At 35.6% G+C, this 26372-nt stretch carries 20 protein-coding genes; 14 read left to right on the forward strand and 6 right to left on the reverse strand.

Features of this window, described 5'->3' with window-relative positions; all coding sequences use genetic code 11:
• Positions 1–139: 139 nt before the first annotated feature.
• The 4 genes from JL102_RS23810 to JL102_RS11585 form a co-directional block, all read right to left on the reverse strand.
• Positions 140–271, reverse strand: coding sequence for a hypothetical protein (locus JL102_RS23810; protein WP_262896860.1), 132 nt, complete (start codon positions 269–271; stop codon positions 140–142).
• Positions 268–1767 (reverse strand): sodium-dependent transporter, encoded by a 1500-nt coding sequence (locus JL102_RS11575; RefSeq protein ID WP_202244573.1) that lies wholly within the window; start codon positions 1765–1767, stop codon positions 268–270. Before JL102_RS11575 ends, JL102_RS23810 begins: the two co-directional genes overlap by 4 nt.
• 75 nt (positions 1768–1842) lie before the next feature.
• Positions 1843–3465 (reverse strand): alkaline phosphatase PafA, encoded by a 1623-nt coding sequence (gene pafA, locus JL102_RS11580; RefSeq protein WP_202244574.1) that lies wholly within the window; start codon positions 3463–3465, stop codon positions 1843–1845.
• Between the two features lie 65 nt (positions 3466–3530).
• The gene (locus tag JL102_RS11585) at positions 3531–6110 is read right to left on the reverse strand and encodes a WG repeat-containing protein (RefSeq protein ID WP_202244575.1); all 2580 of its coding nucleotides are present in this window, start codon (positions 6108–6110) and stop codon (positions 3531–3533) included.
• Positions 6111–6324: 214 nt separating this feature from the next.
• Here JL102_RS11585 and JL102_RS11590 point away from each other — a divergent pair, with 214 nt between their 5' ends.
• The 14 genes from JL102_RS11590 (at position 6325) to JL102_RS11655 (ending at position 25521) form a co-directional block, all read left to right on the forward strand.
• Positions 6325–6813, forward strand: a complete 489-nt coding sequence (locus JL102_RS11590; protein WP_202244576.1) for a response regulator — start codon at positions 6325–6327, stop codon at positions 6811–6813.
• 57 nt (positions 6814–6870) lie between these two features.
• Positions 6871–7575, forward strand: coding sequence for a polysaccharide biosynthesis/export family protein (locus tag JL102_RS11595; RefSeq protein ID WP_202244577.1), 705 nt, complete (start codon positions 6871–6873; stop codon positions 7573–7575).
• The gene (locus tag JL102_RS11600; RefSeq protein ID WP_202244578.1) at positions 7572–9719 is read left to right on the forward strand and encodes a GumC family protein; all 2148 of its coding nucleotides are present in this window, start codon (positions 7572–7574) and stop codon (positions 9717–9719) included. Before JL102_RS11595 ends, JL102_RS11600 begins: the two co-directional genes overlap by 4 nt.
• Entirely contained in the window at positions 9716–10960 is a 1245-nt protein-coding gene (locus JL102_RS11605) for a lipopolysaccharide biosynthesis protein (protein WP_202244579.1), read from the forward strand. The genes JL102_RS11600 and JL102_RS11605 overlap by 4 nt, the downstream gene beginning before the upstream one ends.
• Positions 10945–12078: a glycosyltransferase family 4 protein gene (locus tag JL102_RS11610; protein ID WP_202244580.1), complete on the forward strand. Its 1134-nt coding sequence runs from the start codon at positions 10945–10947 to the stop codon at positions 12076–12078. The genes JL102_RS11605 and JL102_RS11610 overlap by 16 nt, the downstream gene beginning before the upstream one ends.
• Positions 12062–13345 carry an O-antigen ligase family protein gene (locus tag JL102_RS11615; protein WP_202244581.1) on the forward strand — a complete coding sequence of 428 codons (1284 nt, stop codon included), beginning with the start codon at positions 12062–12064 and terminating at the stop codon, positions 13343–13345. Before JL102_RS11610 ends, JL102_RS11615 begins: the two co-directional genes overlap by 17 nt.
• Before the next feature lie 117 nt (positions 13346–13462).
• A complete protein-coding gene (locus JL102_RS11620; RefSeq protein ID WP_202244582.1) occupies positions 13463–15928 on the forward strand; it encodes a nucleoside/nucleotide kinase family protein in 2466 nt (821 codons plus the stop codon).
• Positions 15928–16641 carry an acyltransferase gene (locus JL102_RS11625; protein ID WP_202244583.1) on the forward strand — a complete coding sequence of 238 codons (714 nt, stop codon included), beginning with the start codon at positions 15928–15930 and terminating at the stop codon, positions 16639–16641. Before JL102_RS11620 ends, JL102_RS11625 begins: the two co-directional genes overlap by 1 nt.
• Before the next feature lies 1 nt (position 16642).
• A complete protein-coding gene (locus JL102_RS11630) occupies positions 16643–17905 on the forward strand; it encodes a glycosyltransferase family 4 protein (protein ID WP_202244584.1) in 1263 nt (420 codons plus the stop codon).
• On the forward strand, positions 17874–18968 hold the full coding sequence (locus JL102_RS11635; RefSeq protein WP_202244585.1) for a glycosyltransferase family 4 protein: 1095 nt from the start codon (positions 17874–17876) through the stop codon (positions 18966–18968). The genes JL102_RS11630 and JL102_RS11635 overlap by 32 nt, the downstream gene beginning before the upstream one ends.
• Positions 18969–19084: 116 nt before the next feature.
• Positions 19085–20296, forward strand: coding sequence for a DUF1972 domain-containing protein (locus tag JL102_RS11640; protein ID WP_202244586.1), 1212 nt, complete (start codon positions 19085–19087; stop codon positions 20294–20296).
• Between the two features lie 10 nt (positions 20297–20306).
• Positions 20307–21371, forward strand: coding sequence for a glycosyltransferase family 4 protein (locus JL102_RS11645; protein WP_202244587.1), 1065 nt, complete (start codon positions 20307–20309; stop codon positions 21369–21371).
• The gene (locus tag JL102_RS11650) at positions 21371–22717 is read left to right on the forward strand and encodes a sigma-54-dependent transcriptional regulator (protein WP_202244588.1); all 1347 of its coding nucleotides are present in this window, start codon (positions 21371–21373) and stop codon (positions 22715–22717) included. The genes JL102_RS11645 and JL102_RS11650 overlap by 1 nt, the downstream gene beginning before the upstream one ends.
• 47 nt (positions 22718–22764) lie before the next feature.
• On the forward strand, positions 22765–25521 hold the full coding sequence (locus tag JL102_RS11655; protein WP_202244589.1) for a hybrid sensor histidine kinase/response regulator: 2757 nt from the start codon (positions 22765–22767) through the stop codon (positions 25519–25521).
• Between the two features lie 18 nt (positions 25522–25539).
• Here the strand turns inward: JL102_RS11655 and JL102_RS11660 are convergent, their stop codons facing one another.
• Complete coding sequence (locus tag JL102_RS11660; protein WP_202244590.1) at positions 25540–26061, reverse strand: hypothetical protein; 522 nt, start codon at positions 26059–26061, stop codon at positions 25540–25542.
• Complete coding sequence (locus tag JL102_RS11665; RefSeq protein ID WP_317191639.1) at positions 26058–26351, reverse strand: FtsB family cell division protein; 294 nt, start codon at positions 26349–26351, stop codon at positions 26058–26060. Before JL102_RS11665 ends, JL102_RS11660 begins: the two co-directional genes overlap by 4 nt.
• Between the last annotated feature and the right edge of the window lie 21 nt (positions 26352–26372).

The following is a 26372-nucleotide window of genomic DNA, read 5'->3' on the forward strand; positions in this document are numbered from 1 at the left end:
ACATATTTCACATAAAACATAATCATGTAAGTATCTGACATTGAAAATATTAAATAGTATTTAATGACAAGAATCTATATGAAAAAAGTCTGGATGTTAATCATCCAGACTTTCAATTTATTTCAACTTTAATTTGTATTTATTCTCCGTTAGCCTCGGCCTCTTTCTTATGCCGAGCCTCATTTTTCAGTGCTTGTGAAAGAAAGTAAACAAAGCCACCAGCTACTGTTCCTAAAATACAAACCATCGATACAATTGCTCCTATACTCATTTCACGAATTTTTTATATAAAAAGTTATTTAATATCAGACCTATGATTACGATCACAGCCCACTGTGTTATAATAGATGCATTACTGTAAATATCAAAAACATTCCAGTTTCCATCAGCATCAAACCAAGGATATTCTGAATAGCCCTGAGACATCCACCAGTATATCAAGATAACACCTAATAGTAAGTTAAAAATCAAGGCCGCCTTGAAAAATTTAACTGGTACATTAAAGTCTGAATCTGTATCGATAAAATCTTTCTTGAAAGATTCTATTCCATACTTCAGCACAGCTATCACAATAAAGAGTCCTGAAATAATCAGGCCTATACCCCATACCCAATCTTGGTTGTTGAAAATATCCAGAGAATAAGCTGAAGGAAGACCAAAAACAATACAGCAAACCATAGTGGCTAGACCTGCTCTTTTTCTGGTAAGGCCTATATCTTTTAAGTTACTAATCAATAGCTCAAGCATTGGTAGTAATGAACTAAAAGCTGCTAAAAAGAAGGCAAAAAAGAAAATAAATGACAGTACCGGACCACCAGGTATAGTAGCAAAAAGCCTTGGTATAATAGTAAAGGTTAAGGCTTGATTTCCGCTTTGCAGCGACGCAATAGCTGCTCCTTCTGTTGGTGCCATAGCAAAAACAGCTGGTAAAATAGCCATACCTGCCATTAGTGAGGCAGTGTTATTTCCAAATCCTCCAATAAAAGTGTTGAGCACCACATCTTCTCTTTCTCTTGAGTAGGAAGAGATAGTCATGATAAGCCCCCATCCTGCTCCCGTAGACCAGGCAGATTGAGACAAAGCTTCTATCCATATGGTAGGATTAGAAAAGTGTCTCGTATCTATAGAATACATATACTCGAGGCCTTTATAGCCATTATCCATGGTAAGGGCCATTACTGTAATAACTATTAAAAGGCTAAATAGAGTAGGTATAAGAATTTTATTCGCCTTCTCAAGACCATTTTGCACTCCCCTTATTAACACATAAAGACTTGCAAAAATTGCACAAACATACAACCCAAGAGTCCATGGACTTTTATAGGCAATGGATTGCCAAAACTCTTCCATATAATCAGGATTAGCTTGAAGATCAGCCGCCAGCGTATTTTGACCTTGGAAAAAATCAAATAAATTCTCAGCAGACAGACCTAAGTAGCGAAGAGCCCAGCCTGTTACCACTGAATAATAAAAAGCAATCATGAGAGTACACATAGTAATGAAGAAACCTCCCCAGGTAAGGCCTTTACCAGCAACTCTACCAAAAGATCCGATTACTCCTTTCTTAAATTTCTTTCCGATAGAAAACTCTGCCATAAGTATAGGCACGGACCAGACCATCAAAAATACTATCCATAAAATTAAAAATGCACCTCCATACTGACCAGCCAGCCGTGGAAATCTCCAAAGATTTCCCGCCCCAATGGCCATTCCTAAAGATGCTAAAACAATTCCCCAACGATTACTAAATTCTTCAGTTTTCGACATAAATTATATAAAGTGTTTCTTTAAAATATAGGCTAAAATATTAAAATTTAAAATTAAAATTTGCTGAACATATACCTATTCAGCGAAAAGCTCGTCTGCAGGTTGACCCGTAGCTCCATTTGGCAACATGATATCCAAGATCATGGCAATAGAAGGTGCAATATCCGTAATAGGATGATACTTCACTGAGACACCATGTTTCACACTATTACCAAAAAACAACATAGGCACATGGGTGTCATATGTATAAGTAGAGCCATGAGTAGACCCTGTATTTCCTTCTAGCTGACCTGACTCCAACCAAGACGGTTCCAATACATACAATACATCTCCCGATCTTTTTTGATTATATCCTCTAGTCAAAAGACCTTTAATACCTTGAGTTTCATAATCAAGGTTATGAATCATGTATGCAGGATATGTCTCCTTTATTCCCGTCAAAGTCATTAAATAATGAGCCACTTCTTCTTGTATTTCATGTAAAGTACTCTTGTTTTGAGATACAGTTTCATAATTAAGAAACACCTGCATATTACTTACATTCTCAACCCAGTCTCCATCTCCAAATTTCTTAGACAAAAATGTATTAATCTCTTTTTGTAAATTATGAACGAAATAGCCAGAAGGTATTTTATTGTCCACAAAATACTGAGGCACTTCAGCCACTGCATGGTCGGCAGTAAGGAATACAGTATAATTTCCTTCACCTACCTGCTCATCGAGCTTCTTTAGAATGGAGGCAATATTTCTATCAAGGCGAATATAGGTGTCTTCCACTTCTACAGAATTAGGGCCAAATCTATGACCTATGTAATCAGTAGAAGAAAAGCTTATTGCTAAAAAGTCAGTCTCAGCACCTTTGCCCAGGTTCTCTCTTTCAATAGTAGCTATGGCCAAATCCTTCAATATATCATTTCCAAAAGGAGTTGCGGGTAGCTGACCGAAATTTTTCTTATCCAGCTTGTAACCATTTCCTAAAACATTTCCCTGACCATAAAAATCACCCTCGTAATTGTTATCATCAGAGCCTGATGCGGTATAGGAGCTAATTTTATTGATAGGCTCCCATTTCCCAGATAAGTATTTTTTTGCCAGTTTCTCATCATTGAAATCATCTAACCATTTAGGTAATTGATTTTTATAATAGGTGCTAGTAATGAAATTTCCGGTTTTAGTGTCATACCAATAAGCCTCTCCCAGGTGTCCTGCCGGAAAAATGGCTCCTCGGTCTTTCATAGAAATCCCTATGGTTTTGGCTCTTTTCTGAGTGGCTAATTTCAATTCATCAGTAATTGTAGTAGTTAACAAATTACGCGGAGACATCTCTCCCTTCGAAGAACTACTACCCACTGTTTGCTCTGTGCTATCTGAAGCACAGTAAATGTGGTGCTTCAATTCTTTGGCATACCAGTCATTAGCGATGATACCATGTATAGCCGGGGTAGAACCTGTATATACCGAGGTATGACCTGGACCTGTATAAGTGGGAACGTAGTTAAAATGAGCATTTTTAAACATAAAACCCTCATTAATTAGACGGTTAAAACCATCTTCCCCAAATTTATCATTAAATCTGTAAAGATATTCCTGTCTCATCTGATCAACCACTATACCTACTATTAACTTCGGTTTTTGGCCCTGAGCATAACTTGCTACAGACAGTAAAAAGAGCCCTACAATTAACGTAATTTTCTTCATTTTGAATCCAAATTGATATTGTGGGTTACAATTATAAGAAATAATGAAGACTAAGTCCCTAAATACTAGTTATCACAGTAAATTTCAGCATACTCTTCAGGCTCATAAACCTGCTTATATAACATATTCCCTTTTTGACTGTAATATATCGCTATATAAAGCTCTGCCTCCACTACATGTTTCTCTGTGAAGTAAACAGGAGTATCAGCGGTACCTATGTTAATTATATCATTAAAAGTAGGAGGCAAGACTTCCCCTACTAAACTACTATAAACACCATAGCCACTCTCTTTTAAAAATATAGCCACGGACTCTTGATCCACTTGTTTTACGAAGTGAATAGATTTGATATCATTATTAACTATTTCATTATGATAGATATCATAAAGCTTCCAGACCAGGTCTTCCTTTACCAAAGCAACACTGTCATTCCAGTAAGTTATTTCATCAAAACTCGTTTCTCCAAATTTCTGATTATTTACATCTACAAAACCAAGACCGCCCTGCTCTCCTACTATTAATAGGCTTTGATTATAAGGCCTTATATTCTGATTGTATTCTGAGGGAATTAGCAGCTCTTTTTTATAATTATAAATTCCAAACTTCTTATTTCTCAATAATGAAATGTAACCATCATTATAATTCCCAATAGCCTCATACACAAAGGGCAATAAAGATTTCCCTTCGTTTGAAATAAGGCCTTTGTTCATTTTAGAAATAATTATCATTTGATTTCCTAGTGCCTTAGCCTCTTGAAAACTACCGGTATAGATACTTTTTCCTCTTTCATCAATAATCACTTGGCCTCCTACTCCCTGCCGTATGACATATTCATTAGAATCTGTAGCAGGTATTAATGATAATTTATCGCCTTTATTGATTTGAACTGAAGAGTCTGGTGTATGTAGAAAAACAGAATCAGAAGAATAAGACACTGCAAAATGGTTCCCTATCAGCGCTACAGAATCAATGTGCTGTTTTTCTAATTGCTCTCTTTGTATATTATAAAGAGAGTAGTAACCACTATGCGAAAGCGCTCCCCAATATTTATTAAAAGAGGCCAATTGAATAGAATCAACGTCAATTACACTAAAATCTTCTCTCATCACATACTTTTCAGCCCCTTTCTCAATGTAAAACCCTTTTTCTAGCATACTTATTTTCTGGGGGCTTAAAGGTGTTACTTGTTCCAAGTTTGTATTGAATAATGCTTCTGCATCTCCCCGCTCTACCCACATGATATCACCACCGCGCCATTGAAAGTCATCATAAGGCATATCAAAATACAATAAAGCTCCATTGGCGGCATTCAGTAAGTTATCTATATTTTTAAGAGAATATTTGTTGCCATTTTCTAGAACCACAAAGTCTCCTTGCCAGATAATATCATTGAAAAGTGGCTTGGTTAAAATTCGACCACTGTAGGTGGAAATTCCCCAAAAGCTTCCCTTCTTATATTGAATAAAAGTACTGTCTACAACTTTAATCGCATCATATTCAATAGGAAGAACAGTATAACCAGCTTTATGAATTACTCCATATTTACCAGAATATTCTATTTTAACCAGACCTCCTCCTAAATCATCCCAAGCATCTAATTTTCCTTTATATACAGGGGCATTATTTATTGCATAGAGCCCTCCCTCAGCCTTATATATGCCATTATCGAGATTACCACAAAGCATCTCTTCTCCCACAGATGTAAGAATAGGAGTAATAACTAGTTCTCCGGATGCATCCATAAAGCCATACTTCCCATTTTCTCTAATGGGGAATATCACTCGCTTATCCCATTTATCAATATACTTGAGAGAATCATTAATTAGATGTTTATCCAGCTCTTCGACACGCTGCTTTAATATGTGATATAAAAAATCGATAGCTTTTTTTCTGGCTGCCCCTTTGTTAAACATACCAATAAATCTCCTGTAACTCTGGGGCTGATTATCGGCAGTTACTATCTGAAATATATTCTGCTCGGCTTCATTTCTATAAGGAGTATCTGGGTTCTTTTTTAAGAAACTCAAATAGCTATCAAGTTGCTCATCTTGTGTACTTTTATCATAATATAGTCTTTCAAATTTTTCTTCAGCCTCGACTACCTGTTTAGCTTCAGGGTACTTTTCAATAAACTTCCTGTAACTTTCATAAGTATTTTCCTTATTGGCTTTTATATAGGCCAGTGCATTCCTATTTTCTACAGCCTCTTTTTCCTGAGGCGCTCCCTGATAATACTCTATAAAATACATATAAGAAGCCTCTGTGTTCACTTCTTCAGCCCGTTTATATGCCACGCTATCTATCTTTTTCTCTAAGGCCATTATACTCAGGCTATCCACCCCTTCTCTCTTATGTTTTAGAATTGATTTCTCATCCATTTTAGCAAAGTGAGCCAAACTTTGCTTCACATAATAATAGGCCGAATCTATTTGCTGATATAATGAATCTGTCTCATATAAAATAAAAGCCTTTACATAATAAGGAGAGCTAAGCGTACTATCTTTTTGTAGGGCCTTCAGAAGAAGCTCTTCTGCTTTTATCTCATTCCCCTTTTCAAACTGATTCATAGCTCTACCACTCAGGCCTACTTGTGCTTGCAGACTATAACTTATACTACTAAAAACAATAATCAAAAATATCCTCATAAGGCGAATATGGCCATTTTTTTAAGACCTCAAATATGATCAGAAAACATAAGTTTATAAAAAACTTTCTAACTCCTTTCTAAGGAAGCCTTTCCATCAAATGGAAAAATGAAATACCTCTCTCTATGTCAAACCACTGTATAACAGCATTTTAGTGAAAATCAACCCTTTGGCATATTCTTAGAATAGTAACTTAACAAAACTGGAAAAGAATATGAAAACGAAAGAAAAAATGAAAGTATTTGTTGTGGACGACGATATCTTCAGAACGTATTTATACGAACAACATCTCGTAAACCTTGGTTTCAAAGACATCAGCATTTACCATAGTGGCACCAGCTGTCTTAATGCTCTAACAGAAGAACCTGATATCATTTTTCTTGATTATCACATGGATGATATGAACGGACTGGAGGTACTGCAGAAAATCAAAAGATTTAACCCAAACATATATGTGGTACTTATCAGTGGTCAGCAATCTATGGAAGTAGCAGTTAAATCTTTGAAAATTGGTGCTTTTGATTATATTATAAAAGAGGAAGAGGAATTAAACCGCATAGAAGAGGTAGTGGAGAAAATTATAAAAGTAAACACTCTTCTTCAAGAGAAGAATAACCCTAAACCCAGCCGTGTTCATTCTCTAGTAGGTATTATGCTCATTGCCGCCATAATATGCGGTTTTGTATATCAATTTCTTCAATAGAAATAACAACACCTCAAACCTATGAAAACCAACTACCACATATTCATTTATATAATCATGCCCTTTTTTTTAGGTTCATGTACACAGAACCTATTTCAATCAAAAAAGAAAGGCATCGATCCGGTTTTTTATCAGTCTGACAGCCTCACATATACGATCAAAAAGGATGATAAGATCAGCATAAGTATTTGGGGACATGACGACCTGGGCGTTGGTTCCATTTATGGTATATATAACTCTAACGAGGTATATGGAAAATGGCTGATGGTAGATAAAAATGGATTCATAGATGTACCCAAGCTAGGGCAATTCCAAATAGAAGGATTATCAGTAAGAGAGGCTGAAATTACATTAACTAAACAGTTTAGTACTTGGATTAAAGAGCCAATCATCAACGTAAAGGTTCTCAATAAAGAAATAACTGTACTCGGAGAGTTCACAAGCCCAGGCAAACTAGGCCTGGAAAGAGACAAGAACCAACTTATAGATGTGCTCGGCTTCGCTGGAGATTTTGATTTTTACGCTGATAAATCAGACATTCAGGTAATCCGTGAAATAGATGGTGAGACCTATGTAGCACACATAGACTTAACCACTATTGATGGTTATCATGAAAAAAACATAGCCATATTACCTGGCGATGTAGTATACGCTCCTTCCCGTAAAGGAAAAACTTTTGACAAGAAAGTGACGACCTTAATTCCGATAGGTTCTGCAGTAAGTACTTTGGCCATTATAGCAAGCTTCATCTTCGAACCATGAAAGAGTTAACTAAAAACTTCCGTTTACTAAGACCGCTACTAAGAGGACTGCCTATAATAGCAGTATGCTTTTTAGGGGCTGTTAATATTGCATCCAGATATTTGAAATATGCCACACCTAAATATGAAAGTGCGGCAAAAATACGCCTTGCCGATAATAATGAAGGCCCTACTAGCACTATGCTATATAAGGACTTTGATATATTCACCAACAAAAATAAAATAGGAGCTGAAATAGAAGTTATTCAATCCAGCCGTATCATAAATAGAGCGTTAGACAGTCTCAAGTTTGACATACAAACCTTTAGAATCGGTAAAATGAGCACTTCGGAACTATATGATGAGTGCCCATTTATAGTAAATTATGACAGCCTTAGAGATGAATGGAGAGAAAAAATGATAGGATTAAACATTATCTCCAATGATTCTATCAAACTATCATTAGGTCCTGGAAAAGATATAAGAACAGTATTCGGTGATACAATTCACTTTGAAGGTAGCGAACTAATTATCACTAAAAACAAGGACCTATTAGAGCAAAAGCCTTATTTAAAGCTGGTGGATCAATATCAATTTAAAGTAAGAGAGAGAGACAAGCTAGTGAAGGAAGTCGCCGGTGGTTTGGACATTATCTCCATTGATAAAGATATTGCCATTTTAAGAGTCGGCTATGAGAGTGAAGTTCCTCAAAAAACTGCTGATATGGTAAATAGACTGTGCCGAGCTTATATAGAAGATTATGAAGAAGATAAATATAAAGCCACTGATGTAACGGTACATTTTCTAGAGGAACAATTAGCTGAAATAGGTCAGAGGTTGAAAGATTCTGAAGAGGAAATAGAAACCTACAGAAATGTTAATGATATCATCAACGTAAGACAGGAGACAGAAACAGATCTGCGCCAGATTTCTCAAATGCGAATACAGCTGGCCAATTTAAAAATGAATTTAGCAGCTATTGACTCATTGAATAACTATATAGATATAGGTAAATCTAACTTCCTTGAGCTGGCTCCTACTTTTGAGGCATTTAATGATTTGCTTTCAACTGAAATGGTTAAAAACCTTAAAAATCTACAGGCAGAGAGGAAAGAACTACTAACCATTTACACCCCTGAAGATGAAAAAGTAAAACTAGTTAATGAAAAGATTAATGACATTTCAAACTACCTGATAGAAAGTATTAAAAACACCAGAAACAACCTGGCCATAAAATACAACCAGATAGACGAAACCATTAAAAAAGCAGAAACAGCATTTATAGGGCTTCCTACAAGAGAGAAGGACCTTACCATACTGGAAAGAAATTTCATGCTTAACCAGAAAATTTACAACTTCTTACATGAAAAACGTACTGAAGCTGAAATAGCAAGAGCAGCTTCTGTGTCCTTTCATAGGATCATATCATACGGTGAGGTACCATCGAAGCCTGTTTCCCCCAACAAAACACTCATCATGTTTGTGACGGGCATCTTAGGCTTAGGCTTTGGTGTGGCTGCCATATTGGTAGTACATTCTATGAAAGCAAAAGTGAATGACACGCTTACAATAGAAAAAAACTCAGATATACCCATTGCTATTGAAATTCCTAAGTTTATAAAAGCTTCTACCATAGAAAAAGGGTTTCAGCAATTAGGTATCAAATTAGAATTAAAAGGTTTTTTTAGGCCTGGAAATATTGTTTGTGTAAGCTCATTTACAGCCCCAGAAGGCCGATCATTTTTTGTAAAGCATCTTGCTAAATCTTTACAAAAAAGAGGCTTTAATGTAGTAAAAGTAGATGCTTACGACACGCATTTTGATAGAGACGAGCAAAGATTAGTCTTTCAACACCTCAACGCTAACACTATAAAAATCATTGATAATGTATCTCTCGATGATGACAACTACTCGCTAATGCTCATGTCTGCTGCAGACATAAACTTATTTATGCTTGATAGCAGAGTAACCCCAGCTAAAAGAATAAATGAATTCAACCTCTTACATGATGAATATACTCTTCCTAATACTTTTTTCGGTCTGAACAGAGCAGACTATAACCCAAGCATTATAAAGCTTATAGTAAGAAAAATAAGCCGATTAGGAAGGAGATATTATTTACCACTGCTGAGAATTATAAAAAACAAAAAAGCAGCACAAGCATGAGTTTGATCAATAAAATATTGAATAACGACAAATTGATAGTGGTCACAAATCAGGTAGCTGTAAGCGGTACCACTTTTTTAACCAATATTATTATGGTGGCTCTTTGTGGTGTTAGTGTTTTTGGTGAGTTCAGTGCGTGGCAAATAGCGTTGCTACTCATTTTAGCTTTCCAGATAGCGACCTTAAGTCAGCCAATGCAGGTATTCTTAGGCAAAAAAGAAGGGGAAGAAGTTAACCATTATTCAGCTTCTGTTCAATACCTACAATTGATCTTTATTGTATTGCTAGCCATAGGGTTTGTAGCATTTAATACTCTTACTGGTATGTTTGAAAGAGAAGTAAGCTATGCTTTTACATTCTTCGCCTCAATGCAGTTATCTCAAGAGCATTTAAGAAGATATTTAATAGCAAAAGGAAAATTAAGAACTGCCCTTGTCAGTGACCTGATTTCATCACTAGGTCAACTCTTATTACTTTCTCTATTTTGGATAAAGAACATTTCACCTTCTTTAATAGAGTTATTTTTAACTATTGGAGGTACTACATTACCTGCATTAATATTTTCTCTTCTTTCAGAAAGAAAAGTATTCCTATATAGACCTGAATTAATAAAATATGTAAAAGAACATTGGATCAGCGCTCGCTGGTTGGTTCCTACAGCCTTAATACAATGGGGAGCTTCCAACTACCTACTAGCTGCCTCCGCCGTTATTGCTGGTAATGCCGTACTTGGTGTACTCCGTTTAGCACAAACCACTATGGGTGTTTTTAATGTAGCCATTCAAGGGCTGGAAAATTACTTCCTACCCTACCTTAGTAGGCTGATCTCTAAAAACATTGATGATGCCCTTCAATTCACTTTTAGAATGATCCGAAAGATTGGACTTTTGACAGCTCCTATACTTATTCTGGCAGCAATATTTTCCAGCCAGATTCTCTCATTCATTAATCATGATTATGTGGCATATTCCTCATTACTGAGGTGGTGTTGCCTGCTATATATCATCATTTTGTCTTCTTTCCCTGTTAAGCTATTTATTCGGGTATTAGGGGATTCCAGACATTACTTTATAGGATATGCAATCAGTATGACAGCTTCTGTTATTTGTGCCCAATGGTTCATTGAGCAATGGAATGCTGTAGGCGTGGTGATGGGCTGGCTACTTAGCCAGATACTCATTAACCTGTATTGGACCATTATTATCACTAAAACAAAGCAATTAAGTTGGACACTAAAGTAATTCATATCGTATTAGGAAAAGCCAATCCGGCTAGGATGAACGGGGTTAATAAAGTAGTGCATGAATTAGCTACTCACCAGGTTTTGGCAGGATGGAACGTAGAGGTTTGGGGAATTACGCGTGACCTATATAGCGAAACGCCAAAAAGAGAATATAACCTCCGCCTATTTCAGGCATACAGAAATCTTTACAAAGTTGATAACAGCCTTGTTGAAGCATTAACAATAGGGCATAAAAAAAACAACATTGTAGTTCATTTGCATGGAGGGTTCATCCCCACCTTCTTCACACTAGCCAAAAAGTTAGTAAAAAATGACATTCCTTATGTTTTCACGCCTCATGGCAGTTATAATGAAATAGCACTCCGAAGAAGTTTCTACCTTAAAAAGCTTTATTTAAAAATATTCGAAAAAAACCTGGCTAATAACGCGCAATATGTACATTGCTTAGGTAAAAGTGAGGTGATAGGAACTAAAAAACTCTTCAAAAATGCAAAAACCTACCTTATACCTTATGGTTTCAACCTCATTGAGGAAGTTTATAAATCAGAACCTCAACCAGACAAGTTTATTATTGGTTTTTGCGGCCGGATGGATGCCTACACTAAAGGACTTGATGCCCTTACAGAAGGGTTTCTTAAATTTTCTAATGAAAACCCTAATGCTGAATTATGGCTAATTGGTGACGGGCAGGATCTTCAATCACTTAAGAGGGAAATTGCGCCTTTCGGTAACGGAAAAGTTATTTTTTATGGTAGTAAATACGGACAAGAAAAATTTGATTTACTAAGCCAATTAGATGTGTTTGCTCACCCTTCCAGAAATGAAGGTTTACCTACCGCTGTTTTGGAGGCCGCCTCCTTAGGTATTCCTACTTTAATAACTGAAGCCACCAACCTAGGTGATGCTATAAGAAACTATAGTTGCGGATATGTAATGGAACAAACCAAAGGAAAAGAACTTTATGAAGGGCTTTGCTTCCTAAAGAAAGAATTGAGCACCAAAAGTAAACAGGTAAAAGCCAATGCAAAGAAAATGGTTACTGAAAGCTTCAACTGGTTTACTCTATTAAACGGCTACGCTAAAATGTATACCTCTGATCATGCAGAAGCAGCTTGACATAGAGAAATTTTCAAAAAAAATATATCTGATACTGACCATAATTATGGCAGTAAAAATAGCTGGTTTCTTCACCTGGAGTGAAAATGTTGCTATTACAAGAGTATTTAAAGTATTTAGTCGCATAATGATGACCATAGCGGCTTATTATGCTTTTAAATATATTCTGAAAAAAGGCGGAGTAGATTCCTTTAAATGGAATAATGTATTTTCTCCTCTACTCTATGGAGGTTATCTTCTATTGGGGTTTATTTCCTTTATGTGGTCCACAAAACCAAGTCATAGCTCGCTCCAGTGGTTTATGGACTTAGAAAGCTTTGTGTTTTGCTATTATTACATGAAAAGCTTTGAGGTATTAGAAGTTTTCTTTCCTAAAGCTAACGTCAAATTCTATCACATTCTCGCTAATGCCTCCTTCCTAATCATCCTAATTTTCATTATAGGGCTTATGATAGCTCCTGATGAGTTTTATAGGATGACACACGGAGGTGAAGAGGCCAGGCTCGGAGGGTATATGATGAATCCGAACGAATTAGGTATGCTCTGCGTAGTGAGCATTTGCTGCTATATTTTTAATTTATATCGCAACCATCGAAAAGTATGGACTATTATCAAAATTCTTTTAGTCCTCTACGCACTAATTTTAACAGGTTCTCGATCATCTATGATTGGTTTTTTGCTGGTCGTTTTCTTTCACATCAGGCAGTCAGACAATATCAAACTCAAACTGGCTATCAATGTAGGGGCTGTATTCTCTATCCCGGTTATAGTACAGACCATATTTATTAAACAAGGTGATGTGGAAGAAGTACTTAGTATGACCGGCAGACTGCCCTTCTGGACAGCTCTTTTGAATGAAGGCTTACCCAGAGAGCCCTGGTTTGGATTCGGTTTTATGAGAATAGCCTATAAAGACTATTTCAAAGGTGTACACACCTATGCTGGTCAAATGACCCACAACACTTTCATCCAGGTACTTATGAACCTTGGCTTTGTTGGCTTCGGTCTAGTGCTTTTACAAATGATAGCCACTATCAGGGGATTTCTCAATTTTGAAGACAAAGAGAAAAAACTCATGCTCTTAGGAATACTAATTCCCATTATTATAAACTCGTTTACCGAATTCGGCATCTTTGGTGAAACTAACTACGGAATACTTTTTTATCAATTGCTTATTTTTGGTATCTCTTTCAAGTATCACCCAATCCTGTCCCGTTCCGAAAAACTATACCTGAGAAGAACAAGACCTGATCTTTCCATTCCATAAATCGGAATCAACTCCATTCCAAGGAAGATTAAAGAGTATTTAAATGATTTAATTGATTGATTTTCAAATACTTACAATTAAATATCGAGATGGCACTTTGTTGGCAATTCTGTTATTATGAAAAACCAACAACTACACACCGAAGACTATTATATCGTTGAGCAGGTTTTCGCTGCCTTCAACATCCGTATAACACAAGATACCAAGACAAACTTTCAGGAGGAGACCTTTTATACTTTTAATAATCCTGATGGTACCTTACGATGGATATGGTCATCAAATGCCGAAAATGCCTCATTTTTAGAATTCTATAGTGTAAACAATTTTAAAGCTAAGCTCTTTACTGTGATGGTCAGGCTCATTTTTCTGATTAAACTTCAGTCATTTTTCTTTAAAAAAACTAAGCTACACATACATATCAATGATATATTGAATTGGAAAATATTGAAATTCAACCAATTCACTATTTTCACAGGAACACCCGGAAAATATAGAAAAGCGGTTTGTTTTCATTTTGAAAAAGAAAAACCTGTCTTTAGTAAAGTGGCACTGACAGGTGCGTCTTTGGTATGCCTAGCTAAAGAATACAAAGGTTTACTCACTTGGGATAATAAATTTAAAGGCATCATTACTCCTGAAATTATAGACTATTCTAATCCTTCAAAAATTATAATTGGATCTATTAAAACGGAAAACTCCTCTAAAATAAAAGCCTATAGCCCTGAGCTATTAACATACCAGAACAGACTCATAGAGGGTAGTCATCAAATAATGTCTTTATCTTCATCCAGCTTCTACAGTGATTTAGCTAAAGATATTCAAAAACTCAAAGAGCTGGATAACAATAAAATCCCGATGGGTATAAAGCAAAAGCTGGTAGATCGTTTTGATCAAATTGCTATTTCAGATGAAACTGCATTCACTTATTGTCATGGAGATTTCACCCCATGGAACAGCTATATAGCTAACGAACAATTTTATCTATATGACCTGGAATTTAGCAAAACGGAAGCACCCTTATATTATGACCTCATCCATTTTCATTTTCAGGAAGAAATATTGGTAAGACATAATTTTAATGGTTTTGATATATGTAAAAAGATAGCCCAATTTCTCAATGTTGAAAGTAAAGAAGACCTTTATAATTACATAGAACTGTACCTATTAAAACAGGCCACTCACTCTTTACTTATCTATGAAGAACAAAAAAACTGGCATGTACAAATTAACTGGCTAATTAAAGTCTGGAACGATGCTCTTACAGAAACGGCCATAAGCCGTGGTAATATGAGAGAATTACTTATATCAGATATTCTAGACAGAATACACGCCACAAACCATGCGCTATTAAAATCTATCAATGAAAACCCGTATCAGCTAAGCTTAAGATCTGACCTAGATGTATGCATAGATAAAACTGATGCAAAAGAGATGATTAAATATGTAAAAAAACACCCTGCTGTAGAGAAGCTTAGAATCAGAAAGAAATCATTTATGACTTCTCTGGACTGTTTTACTAAAAATGGAGGATTTTTCTCAATCGACCTTCTTTATAAACTCAAGAGGAAAAATATCTTAATGACAGATACCGATTCAGTGCTAAGTAATGCTCACAAAAGCTCCTCTGGTATCAAAGTGCCTCACTTGACAGATGGTTTCTTATATATTTATTCATTTTACACACTTAATAAAACAGACATTCCTGAAAAATACATCTCTTATTATAACCATTTAAAAATTGGATTTAAAAGTCAGATAATGAAATGTTTATATGACAGAATCCAATTAGAACAGACTAATTTTGATAAGCTAGCCAAGTACTCACCGGAGAATAATATTAAGCTCACAAAATATTTATCTGATCAGCCTTTTAACAGAGGCCTTGAGAAATGGGCTAATAATATTAACTACTTACTGGATAGCTTCAGACAACTGTTCAACAACTCTGGCATCATTATTACTTTTAGCGGAGTGGATGGAGCAGGTAAGTCTACCATTATAAATCATGTGAAAAATGATTTGGAGAAGGTATATCGAAAAAATGTAATCGTACTTAGGCATAGGCCATCCATACTACCTATTCTAAGTGCTTGGAAATATGGAAAAGCGCAGGCAGAAGCAAGGGCTGTATCTACATTGCCCAGACAAGGAGAGAATAAAAGCCGACTTTCATCAGCCTTAAGATTTCTCTATTACTATTTGGACTACGTTTTTGGTCAGTGGATAGTATACTTCAAGTATTTACGAAGAGGATATATTGTATTATATGATCGCTATTATTATGACTTTATTAACGACGGTAAAAGATCTAATATTCACCTATCCGAATCTTTTGTAAAGTCTCTTTATGCCCTTGTAGCTAAACCAGATTATAACTTCTTTCTCTATGCAGATGCTGAAACTATCACCAACAGAAAGAAAGAACTATCAAAACCTGTAATTGAAGAATTGACTCATAAGTACTTAAATCTTTTCGATCAATTCTCTAGCAAATATAGTCGGTCGAAATTCCTACCAATGGAAAATATTCAACTGGAAGCCACACTAAGTGGTATTATGAACACCATTAAAACGAAGTTGTGATGATAAGATTAGTAGAAAAAGCAATTCAGAAAAGAAATCCTAACTTTCAATTGGCTCCTACTGTGGACTTGAGGATACTTCTATCCTTCATTAGTTATACATTTTTTTCTATTCTAAGAGGCCTTAAGCTCCTTTTATTATTCAAAAATCCTAAAGGAGCTATGCTGGGAAAAGGAGTGAGTTTTAAGTTTTCAAGTAAAATATCCTTTGGCAAGTTCATGAAATTAGGAGACAGGGTAGAGTTAAACGGATTATCTAAAAGAGGGCTCAGAATAGGAAATAATGTCAGCATAGGATCTTTTAGTCGAGTAGTGGTATCTACCACATTACAAGACCCTGGTAGTCATATTTGCATTTGCGATAATGTAGGTATTGGAGAGTATGCCTACTTAGGTGGAGCCGGTGGGCTTAATATAGAAAGTAACTGCATTATTGGTCAGTACTTCAGTTGCCATCCTGAGAACCATAATTACAATGACCTTGATATGCTTATCAAGCATCAAGGAGTATCTAGAAAAGGAATTTATGTTGAAAAAGATTGCTGGATAGGGAGTAAAGTAACCATTCTAGATGGGGTTGTAATAGGACGTGGCTCAGTTATAGCAGCAGGAGCAGTAGTAACAAAATCTTTTCCCCCATACTCCATCATAGGAGGTGTACCTGCAAAATTAATTAAAAGTAGAAGACCACAAGACCAACTAATAGTTGCCTGACATGAAAACGATACTTATCACCGCTTATGCGGTCAATCCATACAAGGGCTCGGAAGATGGCATGGGCTGGAACGGCATACTGCAAGTAGCCCGCCATAATCATGTAATAGCTGTTACCCGAAAAAATAACAGACCTGACATTGAGAAATACATTAAAGAAAATGAGTGTTGTATAAAAGACCTCAATTCTATTTCATTTTTATATTATGACTGGCCCAAATGGACTAGATGGTGGAAAAAAGGTCCACTATTATCCATGATATACTTTTACATGTGGCAGCTGGGTATGCCTCTATTTCTTTGGCGAAAAAAAGCCAAGTTTGATGTAGCGCATAATTTCAACTTTCATAATGATTGGTCTCCTTCCTTCTTATGGTTACTATCTAAACCTTTTGTATGGGGCCCTATAGGACATCATCCTAAAATCCCTAAAGAACACCTTTTGAAATATGGCAAATCGTACTACCTGAAAGATAGAATACTATGGGTAGTGAAAAACATTTTCTGGCACCTTGACCCCTTTTTATGGATCACTAAGAAAAAAGCGATAAAAATATTATGTATGAATTCATCCGTAGCTCAAAAGCTTAAGCTCAATGAATTTAAATACGAAATTATACCATCTGTTGCTGTTGAAAATCCGGTAATATTATCTTCGGAACACAAAAACAAGTTTACAGTAATGATGGCGGCAAGAATGGTTCCTTTAAAAGGATTTGACGTGACCATTAAAGCATTTTCTGCGTTTAAAAACAGCCTGCCAGTAGAAGATCAGGAAAAGGTGAACTTATTACTTATCGGAAGTGGCCCTCAAAAAGAAAAATTAATGAAACTAAGTGACATGCTTGACCTCAAAGATAATTGTACTTTCATATCTTGGATAAACAGAGATGCTTTACTAAAACTCTACCAGAAGGCCTCTGTATTTTTATTTCCTTCTCATGAAGGGGCCGGAATGGTAGTAGCGGAAGCACTTTCTTTTGGTGTCCCCGTACTTTGTTATGATAATTACGGTCCCGGAGAACTAGTGCCCTTAAGCTCTTCTCTAAAAGTGACCATGAATGGCTATGATAGTGAAGTAGATGCTTACAGAACTAAATTATTGGAGCTATATTATTCATCATCACTCATGAATTCCGAGAGTAAAATGGCTAAGGAACATTTCAACAACTGGCTTCATTGGAATGTAAGAGGAAATCAATATAAAAACATATATCAAGACCTATTTACTTATGAGCAGAATATTAGCCATTCATTTGCTTAATGACAGAAGTGGAAGCCCATTTGTATTTAGACAATCATTAGAAGCATTACAAAAAGAAGGTCATAAAATCATTCTTTTCACCTCTGCTTCAGAAGATGGATTCCTTTCAGATATACCGGGGGTTAATTATAGATTTATAAATTATAGATGGAGTAAAATCAAACTAATAACACTTTTCAACTTTGCAAAGGTGAATCTACACCTGTTACTGGTTTTTCTTGTTAAAACCAATAAAAACGATATCATCTATATCAACTCAATTCTACCCTTTGGAGCTGCAATAGCCGGAAGGCTCAAGCACAGTAAGGTCATATACCACATGCATGAGGTGTCTATAAAACCAGAAGCACTTAAAAAATGGTTAATAACTGTCGTTAACCATTGCGCTTCTACCTGCATTCATGTTTCTCATTTCTTGAAAGATGCATTACAATTAACAGTTTCTGATCAACAAGTTATCTATAATAGTTTACCTCAGTCTTTTATTCAGTTAGCTAAAAACAATAATCAAACAGCTAGCACATCTCATTCATTCAATATTCTGATGATATGTTCACTTAAAGACTTCAAAGGCATACCTGAATTTATTAAACTCGCTGCTGAGTTACCTGAAATGCATTTTGATTTGGTTCTTAATGCATCACCTGCACAGATCGAAGATTATTTCAGAGATAAGCAATTAAGTCAAAACATAAACACCTATCCATCTCAAAAAGACGTACACCCCTTCTATCAAAATACTGATGTATTAGTTAACTTATCTAGAACAGATGAATGGTTAGAAACTTTTGGAATGACCGTATTAGAAGGAATGTATTATGGAAAACCCTGTATAGTACCTACCAAAGGAGGTGCCAGTGAACTCATTACACATAACCAGAATGGATATCACATTGCAGGAAAAAACACCGATGAGTTAAAAAAGATTTTGACTCAACTTAAAAATGAAACTACTCTTTACAATTCCCTTTCAAAAAAGGCCTTCGAGTCTGCACTCACTTTCCACCCTAATCATTTTAAAAAAGCTATAACAGATCTATTCACTTTAAAGTCTAGCCACTAGAGTTCATTCCATAAAACGGAAAAGAAATACTCTTAAACCGCAATATTTAAGTCATATAAGCACTTTTTGTAATTGGCACAAATTGGGCATTGGTAGAAGTAATAAAACTAACTACCATGAAGACGAAAAAATTAGCCATTATAGGAACTGTAGGCCTACCTGCCAATTACGGCGGTTTTGAAACACTGGTCAGTTACCTTACCCAATTCCTAAACAAAAAATATGATTTAACAGTATACTGTAGCGCAAAGAAATATGCTAAAGAAGAACGCCTAAAAGAGTACAATGGTGCAAGATTAGTTTTTCTTCCATTTGATGCCAATGGAGCGCAAAGCATAATATATGATATCATTTCCATTATACATGCTATATTTTATGCTGATGTGCTATTAGTATTGGGAGTGCCTGGGGCTGTTGTTTTACCATTTGTGAAATGGTTTACCAATAAGAAAATAATTGTTTCCATTGATGGCGTGGAGTGGAAGCGAGATAAGTGGGGCAAGTATGTAAAAAAATATTTAAGATATTGCGAAAGGCTAGCTGTAAAATATTCTCATGTAGATATATCAGATAATGAGGCCATACAAGACTATACTGCCTCCGAATATAAAACATTAAGTAATGTCATTGAATACGGAGGAGACCACACTTTAAAAAGAGAAATCACAAAAGCACATATAGAGCAATACTCATTTTTGGATTCTCCTTATGCCTTTAAGGTTTGTAGAATAGAGCCTGAAAATAACATACAAATGGTCTTGGAAAGCTTTGCTAATCAAAGTGACATGGCCTTAGTACTAGTTGGAAACTGGAAAAACAGCGAATATGGAATTTCTTGTAGGGAGCGTTATCAACAGTATAAAAATTTACATCTTCTAGATCCTATATATGATCAGGAAAGCCTCGATGTTTTAAGAGGAAACTGCAAAGTATATATTCATGGACATAGTGCCGGTGGTACCAACCCATCTCTTGTAGAGGCCATGTATTTAGAAAGAGCTATATTCTGTTTTGATGTCTCCTATAATAGAGCTACTACCGAAAACAAGGCGAAGTATTTCAAAAATACCTACGAGCTTCAAGAATTATTGATTTCCACTAGTAATGAAGAGCTTCAACAGCTTAGCATCACTATGAAAAACATTGCTAAAAGGCGATATACATGGGAGGTTATAGCCAATAAATATGGTTACCTAGTTGATATTTTAGCCTTCAAGAAAACAAAAGGGAAAGTCTCTCCACAGCTTTCTTCTTCAATTCATACTTCAGACCTTCTACAGTATGAAATGGCTCACTATTCATCTCTAGAATCAATACATAAACCATAAAACTAAAACCATGAATACATTTATATATGCATCAATTGGCTTTATAGTTGGCATAATATTATTACCACTCATCAGATATTGGGGTATACTATTCAAGTTTGTAGATAGACCCAACCACAGAAAAGTGCATACTGCACCAATACCGGCACTAGGAGGAGTGGCTGTTTTTCTTGGCATATCTGCATTTTATGCACTGCTCCCCTCACAAACATCTTTCCAGAAATGGGATGTTCTCATCATTACCATTTCTATGCTATTTATAATAGGTCTTCTTGATGATAAATTCGACATTTCATCTTTATTAAGATTAGCTGTACAATTGTTTTGTGCTGGAGCTATTGCTTTTGCTGGTATTAAGGTAGAATCATTGCATGGTGTTTTAGGTATTTATGAGATAGCAACTTGGCTACAAATACCTTTAACAATTATTATAATAGCTGGAGTAACTAATGCATTTAATCTTATTGACGGAATTGATGGCCTTGCAGGAGGCTTATCCTTCATCAACACCACAGTCTTATCCGTAGTATTTTATATGATTGGTCAATCAGACCTGGCTCTTTTTTGTGCTCTGATAAGTGGTGTATTATTTAGCTTTCTAATTTATAATTTTCATCCTGCGAAAATATTTATGGGAGACTCAGGATCATTAGTTTTAGGATTCATATTCGCGGTTTTGGGCATTCATATAATTACTACAGACATTCATAATATTTACCCTATTGAGGTAAATATGAATTTGGTATTTGGCCTACTAGCCTTACCTGTTTTTGATACTTTGAGGCTATTTACAGAGCGAATAGCCCAAAAAAGATCTCCTTTCTCGGCAGATAAAAACCATATTCATCATATAATATTAAACAAAAGTGCCAATCACATGAAAGCGTCCTACATAATCTATTTGATACATACTACTTTTGTAATTACAGCTTTATTATGTACACGCCAATCTTTATCTATTTTAACTTCATTATTGATAATTGAATACATCTTATGTATCTTTTGGTATAGATACAAGAGATTATTAACCAAAACAGATAACAAATATCTGGCTTACAGTGAGGAGGACGGCTAATGCCCCAAACATATAGAATATTTATTGTTGAAGATGACCCTTGGTTCGGCGAAATGCTAAAGTATCATCTATCTCAAAACCCTGATCATGAAGTAGAATTATTTAAAACAGCAAAAGAAGTGTTGGCCTCATTATCAAAAAATCCGGATCTTATCACACTGGACTACTCTCTACCAGATATCGATGGCGATGAGCTCTTTTCTAAGATAAAGAGTAAACTGCCCAATACCCCTGTTATAGTGGTCAGTGGGCAAGAGCAGGTAGGCATAGCACTAAAACTTCTCAAAATGGGTGTTTCTGACTATTTTATTAAAAATGATGATACAAAAGAGCTTGTTTGGAACGCAGTAGGAAAAATTAAAGAAACGCAGGATTTAAGAGAAGAGGTAAAAAGCCTAAAACAGCAACTCGATGAAAAATATGATTTTGACAAACTCATAAAAGGTAATAGCCCTCAAGTAACAAAACTATTTGAGGTAATGAATAAAGCTGCCAAGACCAATATTAATGTTTCAATAACTGGAGAAACTGGTACCGGAAAAGAATTAGTAGCCCAAGCCATCCATTATAATTCTCCTAGAAAAAATAAAGCATTTGTTCCTGTAAACATGGCAGCTATTCCTGCCAATCTTCTGGAAAGCGAACTATTCGGTTATGAAAAAGGAGCATTTACAGGAGCCGTGGGCAGCAAGCCAGGTAAATTCGAAGAAGCCAATAAAGGCACCATATTTCTGGATGAAATCGGAGAGATGCCTCTAGAGCTTCAAAGCAAACTTCTTCGGGTACTACAAGAAAGAGAAATTACCCGCCTTGGTAGTAATAAAAGCATACCCCTCGATATAAGAGTAATTATAGCTACCCATAAAAACTTAGCAGCCGAAGTTAACGAAGGTAATTTTAGAGAAGATTTATATTATAGAATTGTTGGCCTGCCTATCACCTCTCCCCCTCTTAGAGACCGTGGTAATGACATTTTCGTGCTAGCTGAATATTTTTTAAAACAGTTTAGCAAGGAAAACAAGCTTGACACCATAACCATAGATAAACATGCAAAGAAAAAGCTTATGGGCTATGGTTTTCCTGGTAACATTAGAGAGTTGAAGTCAATAATAGAACTGGCCGCTGTAATGTGTGAAGACAACACAATTACAGAAAAAGATATCTCCTTTATTCCTACAGATAAAAAAGATAGCTTCGTTACGGAAGAAAAAACCATGAAGGAGTATAATAAAGACATTATAAGGCACTTTTTAGATAAGTATGATAACAATGTATTGAAAGTAGCTAAAAAGCTAGATATAGGTAAATCGACCATATATAAGATGATTAAGGAAGGAGAATTGTAGTGGAAAATAGAGTGAATAAGGCGGGGAGGAATAGTGAAGTTGAATATATGAAAGCAAAGTTATTCACTATAAAGAAGCATCGAGAAAAAGCTAACGAGGTAACTAACGACAATACACAGAAGTTAGAAGCCAGTTTACGTCGGCTAAAGATAATTAGAGAACTGCAAGACAATTTTTGGGAAGTAAACTTATCCAATAACACCATTCAACTTTCGAAGCATGATTCTACATTCCAATTCCATGAAGATGACCAATTAGAAGACCTCTTTAAGTGGTCTGAATCAATTCACTCAGCTGATAGAAGTAACTTTCTCAATACGATTAAGGACCCCAAACTAACTAAGAATGACAAATTAACCTTAACCATCAGGCTAAGTACCTCTCCTAATGTTTACAAGTGGATAATGCTTAGAGGTATAGTCTCTGAAGTTGACTCTTCCAATTCACCCTCAATAATCACAGGTATATTCTCTGACATTTCAGATATCAAGAAAGCAGAGCTAGACATTAACAAATCAAATCTTAGACTTAAAACTACCATTGCGAGGTTAAATAATGGCGTACTATTGGAAGATGAAAACCGTAAAATAATCATAACCAATCAGAAGTTTTGTGACATATTTCATATACCTGTACAGCCAGAATTATTAACCGGAAGTGACTGTTCCCAATCAGCAGAACAAGTAAAACATCTTTTTACTCAACCGGAGCAGTTTGCAAAGAGAATTGAAGAACTACTATTCAATAAAGAACCTGTAGTGGCAGAAGTGCTAGAAATGGTTGATGGAAGAATCCTGGAAAGAGATTTTCTTCCCGTAATATTGGATAACGAATATATAGGACATCTATGGAACTATAGAGACATTACCAACAGCGAACTATCTCGAAAAATTTTAAGTGCCAATGAAGAAAAATACAGAAGCATTATTGACAACATGAAACTTGGTCTACTTGAGGTAGATAACGAGGAAAGAATTCTAAATGCCAATCAGTGTTTCTGTGACATTACCGGTTACAGTTTGGATGAGCTAAAGGGAAGTGTAGCTTCCGGCTATCTCTTAAAAGAAAAAAATATTGATGTTATGCGTGAAGTAAATGAAGCACGAAAACACGGTATTTCCAACATGTATGAGATTCAAATAAAAGACAAGGCAGGAAAAATTAAATGGCTTTTGATTAGCGGTGCACCTCTTTACAACCCTGAAGGGCATCAAACCGGATCTATTGGTATTCATTTAGATATCAGCGCCCAGAAAAAACTGGAAAGTGAATTGAGAGAAGCAAAATTAATGGCAGAAGAGTCAGTAAAAGCTAAAGAAATATTTTTGGCCAATATGAGTCATGAGATAAGGACCCCTATGAACGCCATTCTTGGGATGAGTAATCTCTTAAAAAAGACAAGCCTTAATCAAGAGCAAAAGAACTATTTAAAAGCTATTAGTACTTCTGGAGAAAATTTGCTTGTCATAATTAATGACATTTTGGATCTCTCCAAAATCGAATCTGGCAAACTAAAAACAGAAGCAGTAAACTTCAACCTGAGAGAGTCTTTGGAGCAACTTGAAAAGATGTTTATGTACAAAGCTCAGGAAAAAGGACTCCTTTATCATATTTGCTATTCACTGGACATGCCTGAAAATCTCATTGGAGATCCTTACAGGATCAATCAAATTCTAATTAATCTAGTGGGGAATGCCATTAAATTTACTGACAAAGGAAAAGTTACCGTATCTGTAACCTTTTACAAAAACAATGCTGATCAATATGATGTGAAGTTTAAAGTTTCTGACACTGGGATTGGGATGGATGATGAATACAAAAAAAGGCTTTTTGAAAATTTCAGTCAGGAAGATCCAGGCATAACCCGCAAATATGGAGGAACTGGGCTTGGATTAGCTATTTCGAGAAGATTAACCGAATTAATGAACGGCTCATTAGAAATCGAAAGCACAAAAGGTGAAGGCACGTCGATCTCATTCACAATTCCTCTACGGGTTGGAACTAAGAAGGCTCCCGAAACTATAGAGCTGCAAACCAATGAAGCAAAGAAACCCCTAGCCGGACTAAAGGTACTTTTAGTAGAAGATAATGAATTTAACAGGCTTTTAGCCACCACTATCCTATCTAATCATGGAGCAAGTGTTACGGAAGCTTCGCATGGCCTAGAGGCTACGAAAAAGGCTCAGAATGATTACTATGATGTCATATTAATGGACATCCAGATGCCAGTAATGAATGGCTATGATGCATCAATTTATATTAGACAAAACATCAATCAAAAAATCCCAATTATAGCTCAAACGGCTAATGCCGTAAAAGGTGAGGATAAAAAATGTTTAAAAGCTGGGATGAATGATTATATTTCCAAACCATTTGAAGAACAAAAGCTCATTAATAAAATACTAAAGGTAATTAACAGATCAAAGAAGATGAATAAAGTGAATGCCTATACAAAAATTGACAAGGAGGAAACTCCTTATGATATTACGATATTAGAAGAAATGGCTCAAGGTGATAGAGCTTTTATTTCCAAAATGCTACAAACCGTAGTAGACACAGTTCCTGCTGAAATTGCAAAACTGGAATCAGCCTATGAAAACAAAGATTTAAAAACAGTTAAATCAGTAGCTCATAAAATAAAACCAAGTTTATTAAACCTGAAAATTACTGCCGGTAGTACTATACGAGAAATTGAAATATGGGAAGACAACCAAGACTGGGAACTACTAGGTGAAAAAATACAATCCTCTAAAATAACTTTAGAAGCAGTAATTAATAGAATAAAGGAGGATCATCTTAAGTAGAGTCTGCGTTAGCAACAGTTATAAAGACACAAATACTCTGAATTCCCAAGGAGAGCTATATATGCCATTTACATCATAGGCCACATCATATAATGCCATGAAGTTAATAGCAGCTCTCTCACCAATTGGTTGAGATATTCCTCCTCCTAATAACACCCTGCTCATATTTTCTCTGTCCTGAAAATCTGAATCATAGACTGGGTAATTAATTAGATTATATTCCCCCTGAAGAAAAAATTGTTTAATGTTATATCTAACAAAGGTATTACCTCCGTAAAGATTAGTATTCTTGTCAAGGTTTTTCCACTTTATATATTGATAGGTAAGTCCTAACCCTGCAGATAGATTTGTTGTAATCATGTATCCAACTACTGGTGACACAGATAAATTAGTTTGATTATTATCTGAGAAAAACCCCAGACCTCCTCCAAAATAGACCCTATCCCAAAAAGAAGGCTCATTCTCAAAATCCACTTGCTTCTGGGCAAATGCTCCAACCGTGAGTAAACTCAAGACAAAAAAAACAACTATTCTTTTCATTTTTCTTCTTCTACTATTACAAACAAATCTTCAGATTCCTTTTTCATAAAATACTTTTCACGGGCAAACTTCTCCAGTAACTCATCATTACTAAGCAGCTCATGTCTATCCTTTTTCACTTCTTCAATCTTTTCCAGATAATAAGACTTTTCATCTTCTAAATTATCCTTCTGACTTTTTAACTGAAACTGGGTAATAAGATCATTTGCATCAATGAATAACATCCAGATCACAAAGAAAAAAGTAAATAAGAAATAAAAGCTTTTAGCGAACTTGGGAAGTTTCATAATTAAACTCTTTAGTATATTAAG

Source organism: Fulvivirga sediminis, from assembly GCF_016757215.1.
GTDB lineage: Bacteria > Bacteroidota > Bacteroidia > Cytophagales > Cyclobacteriaceae > Fulvivirga > Fulvivirga sediminis.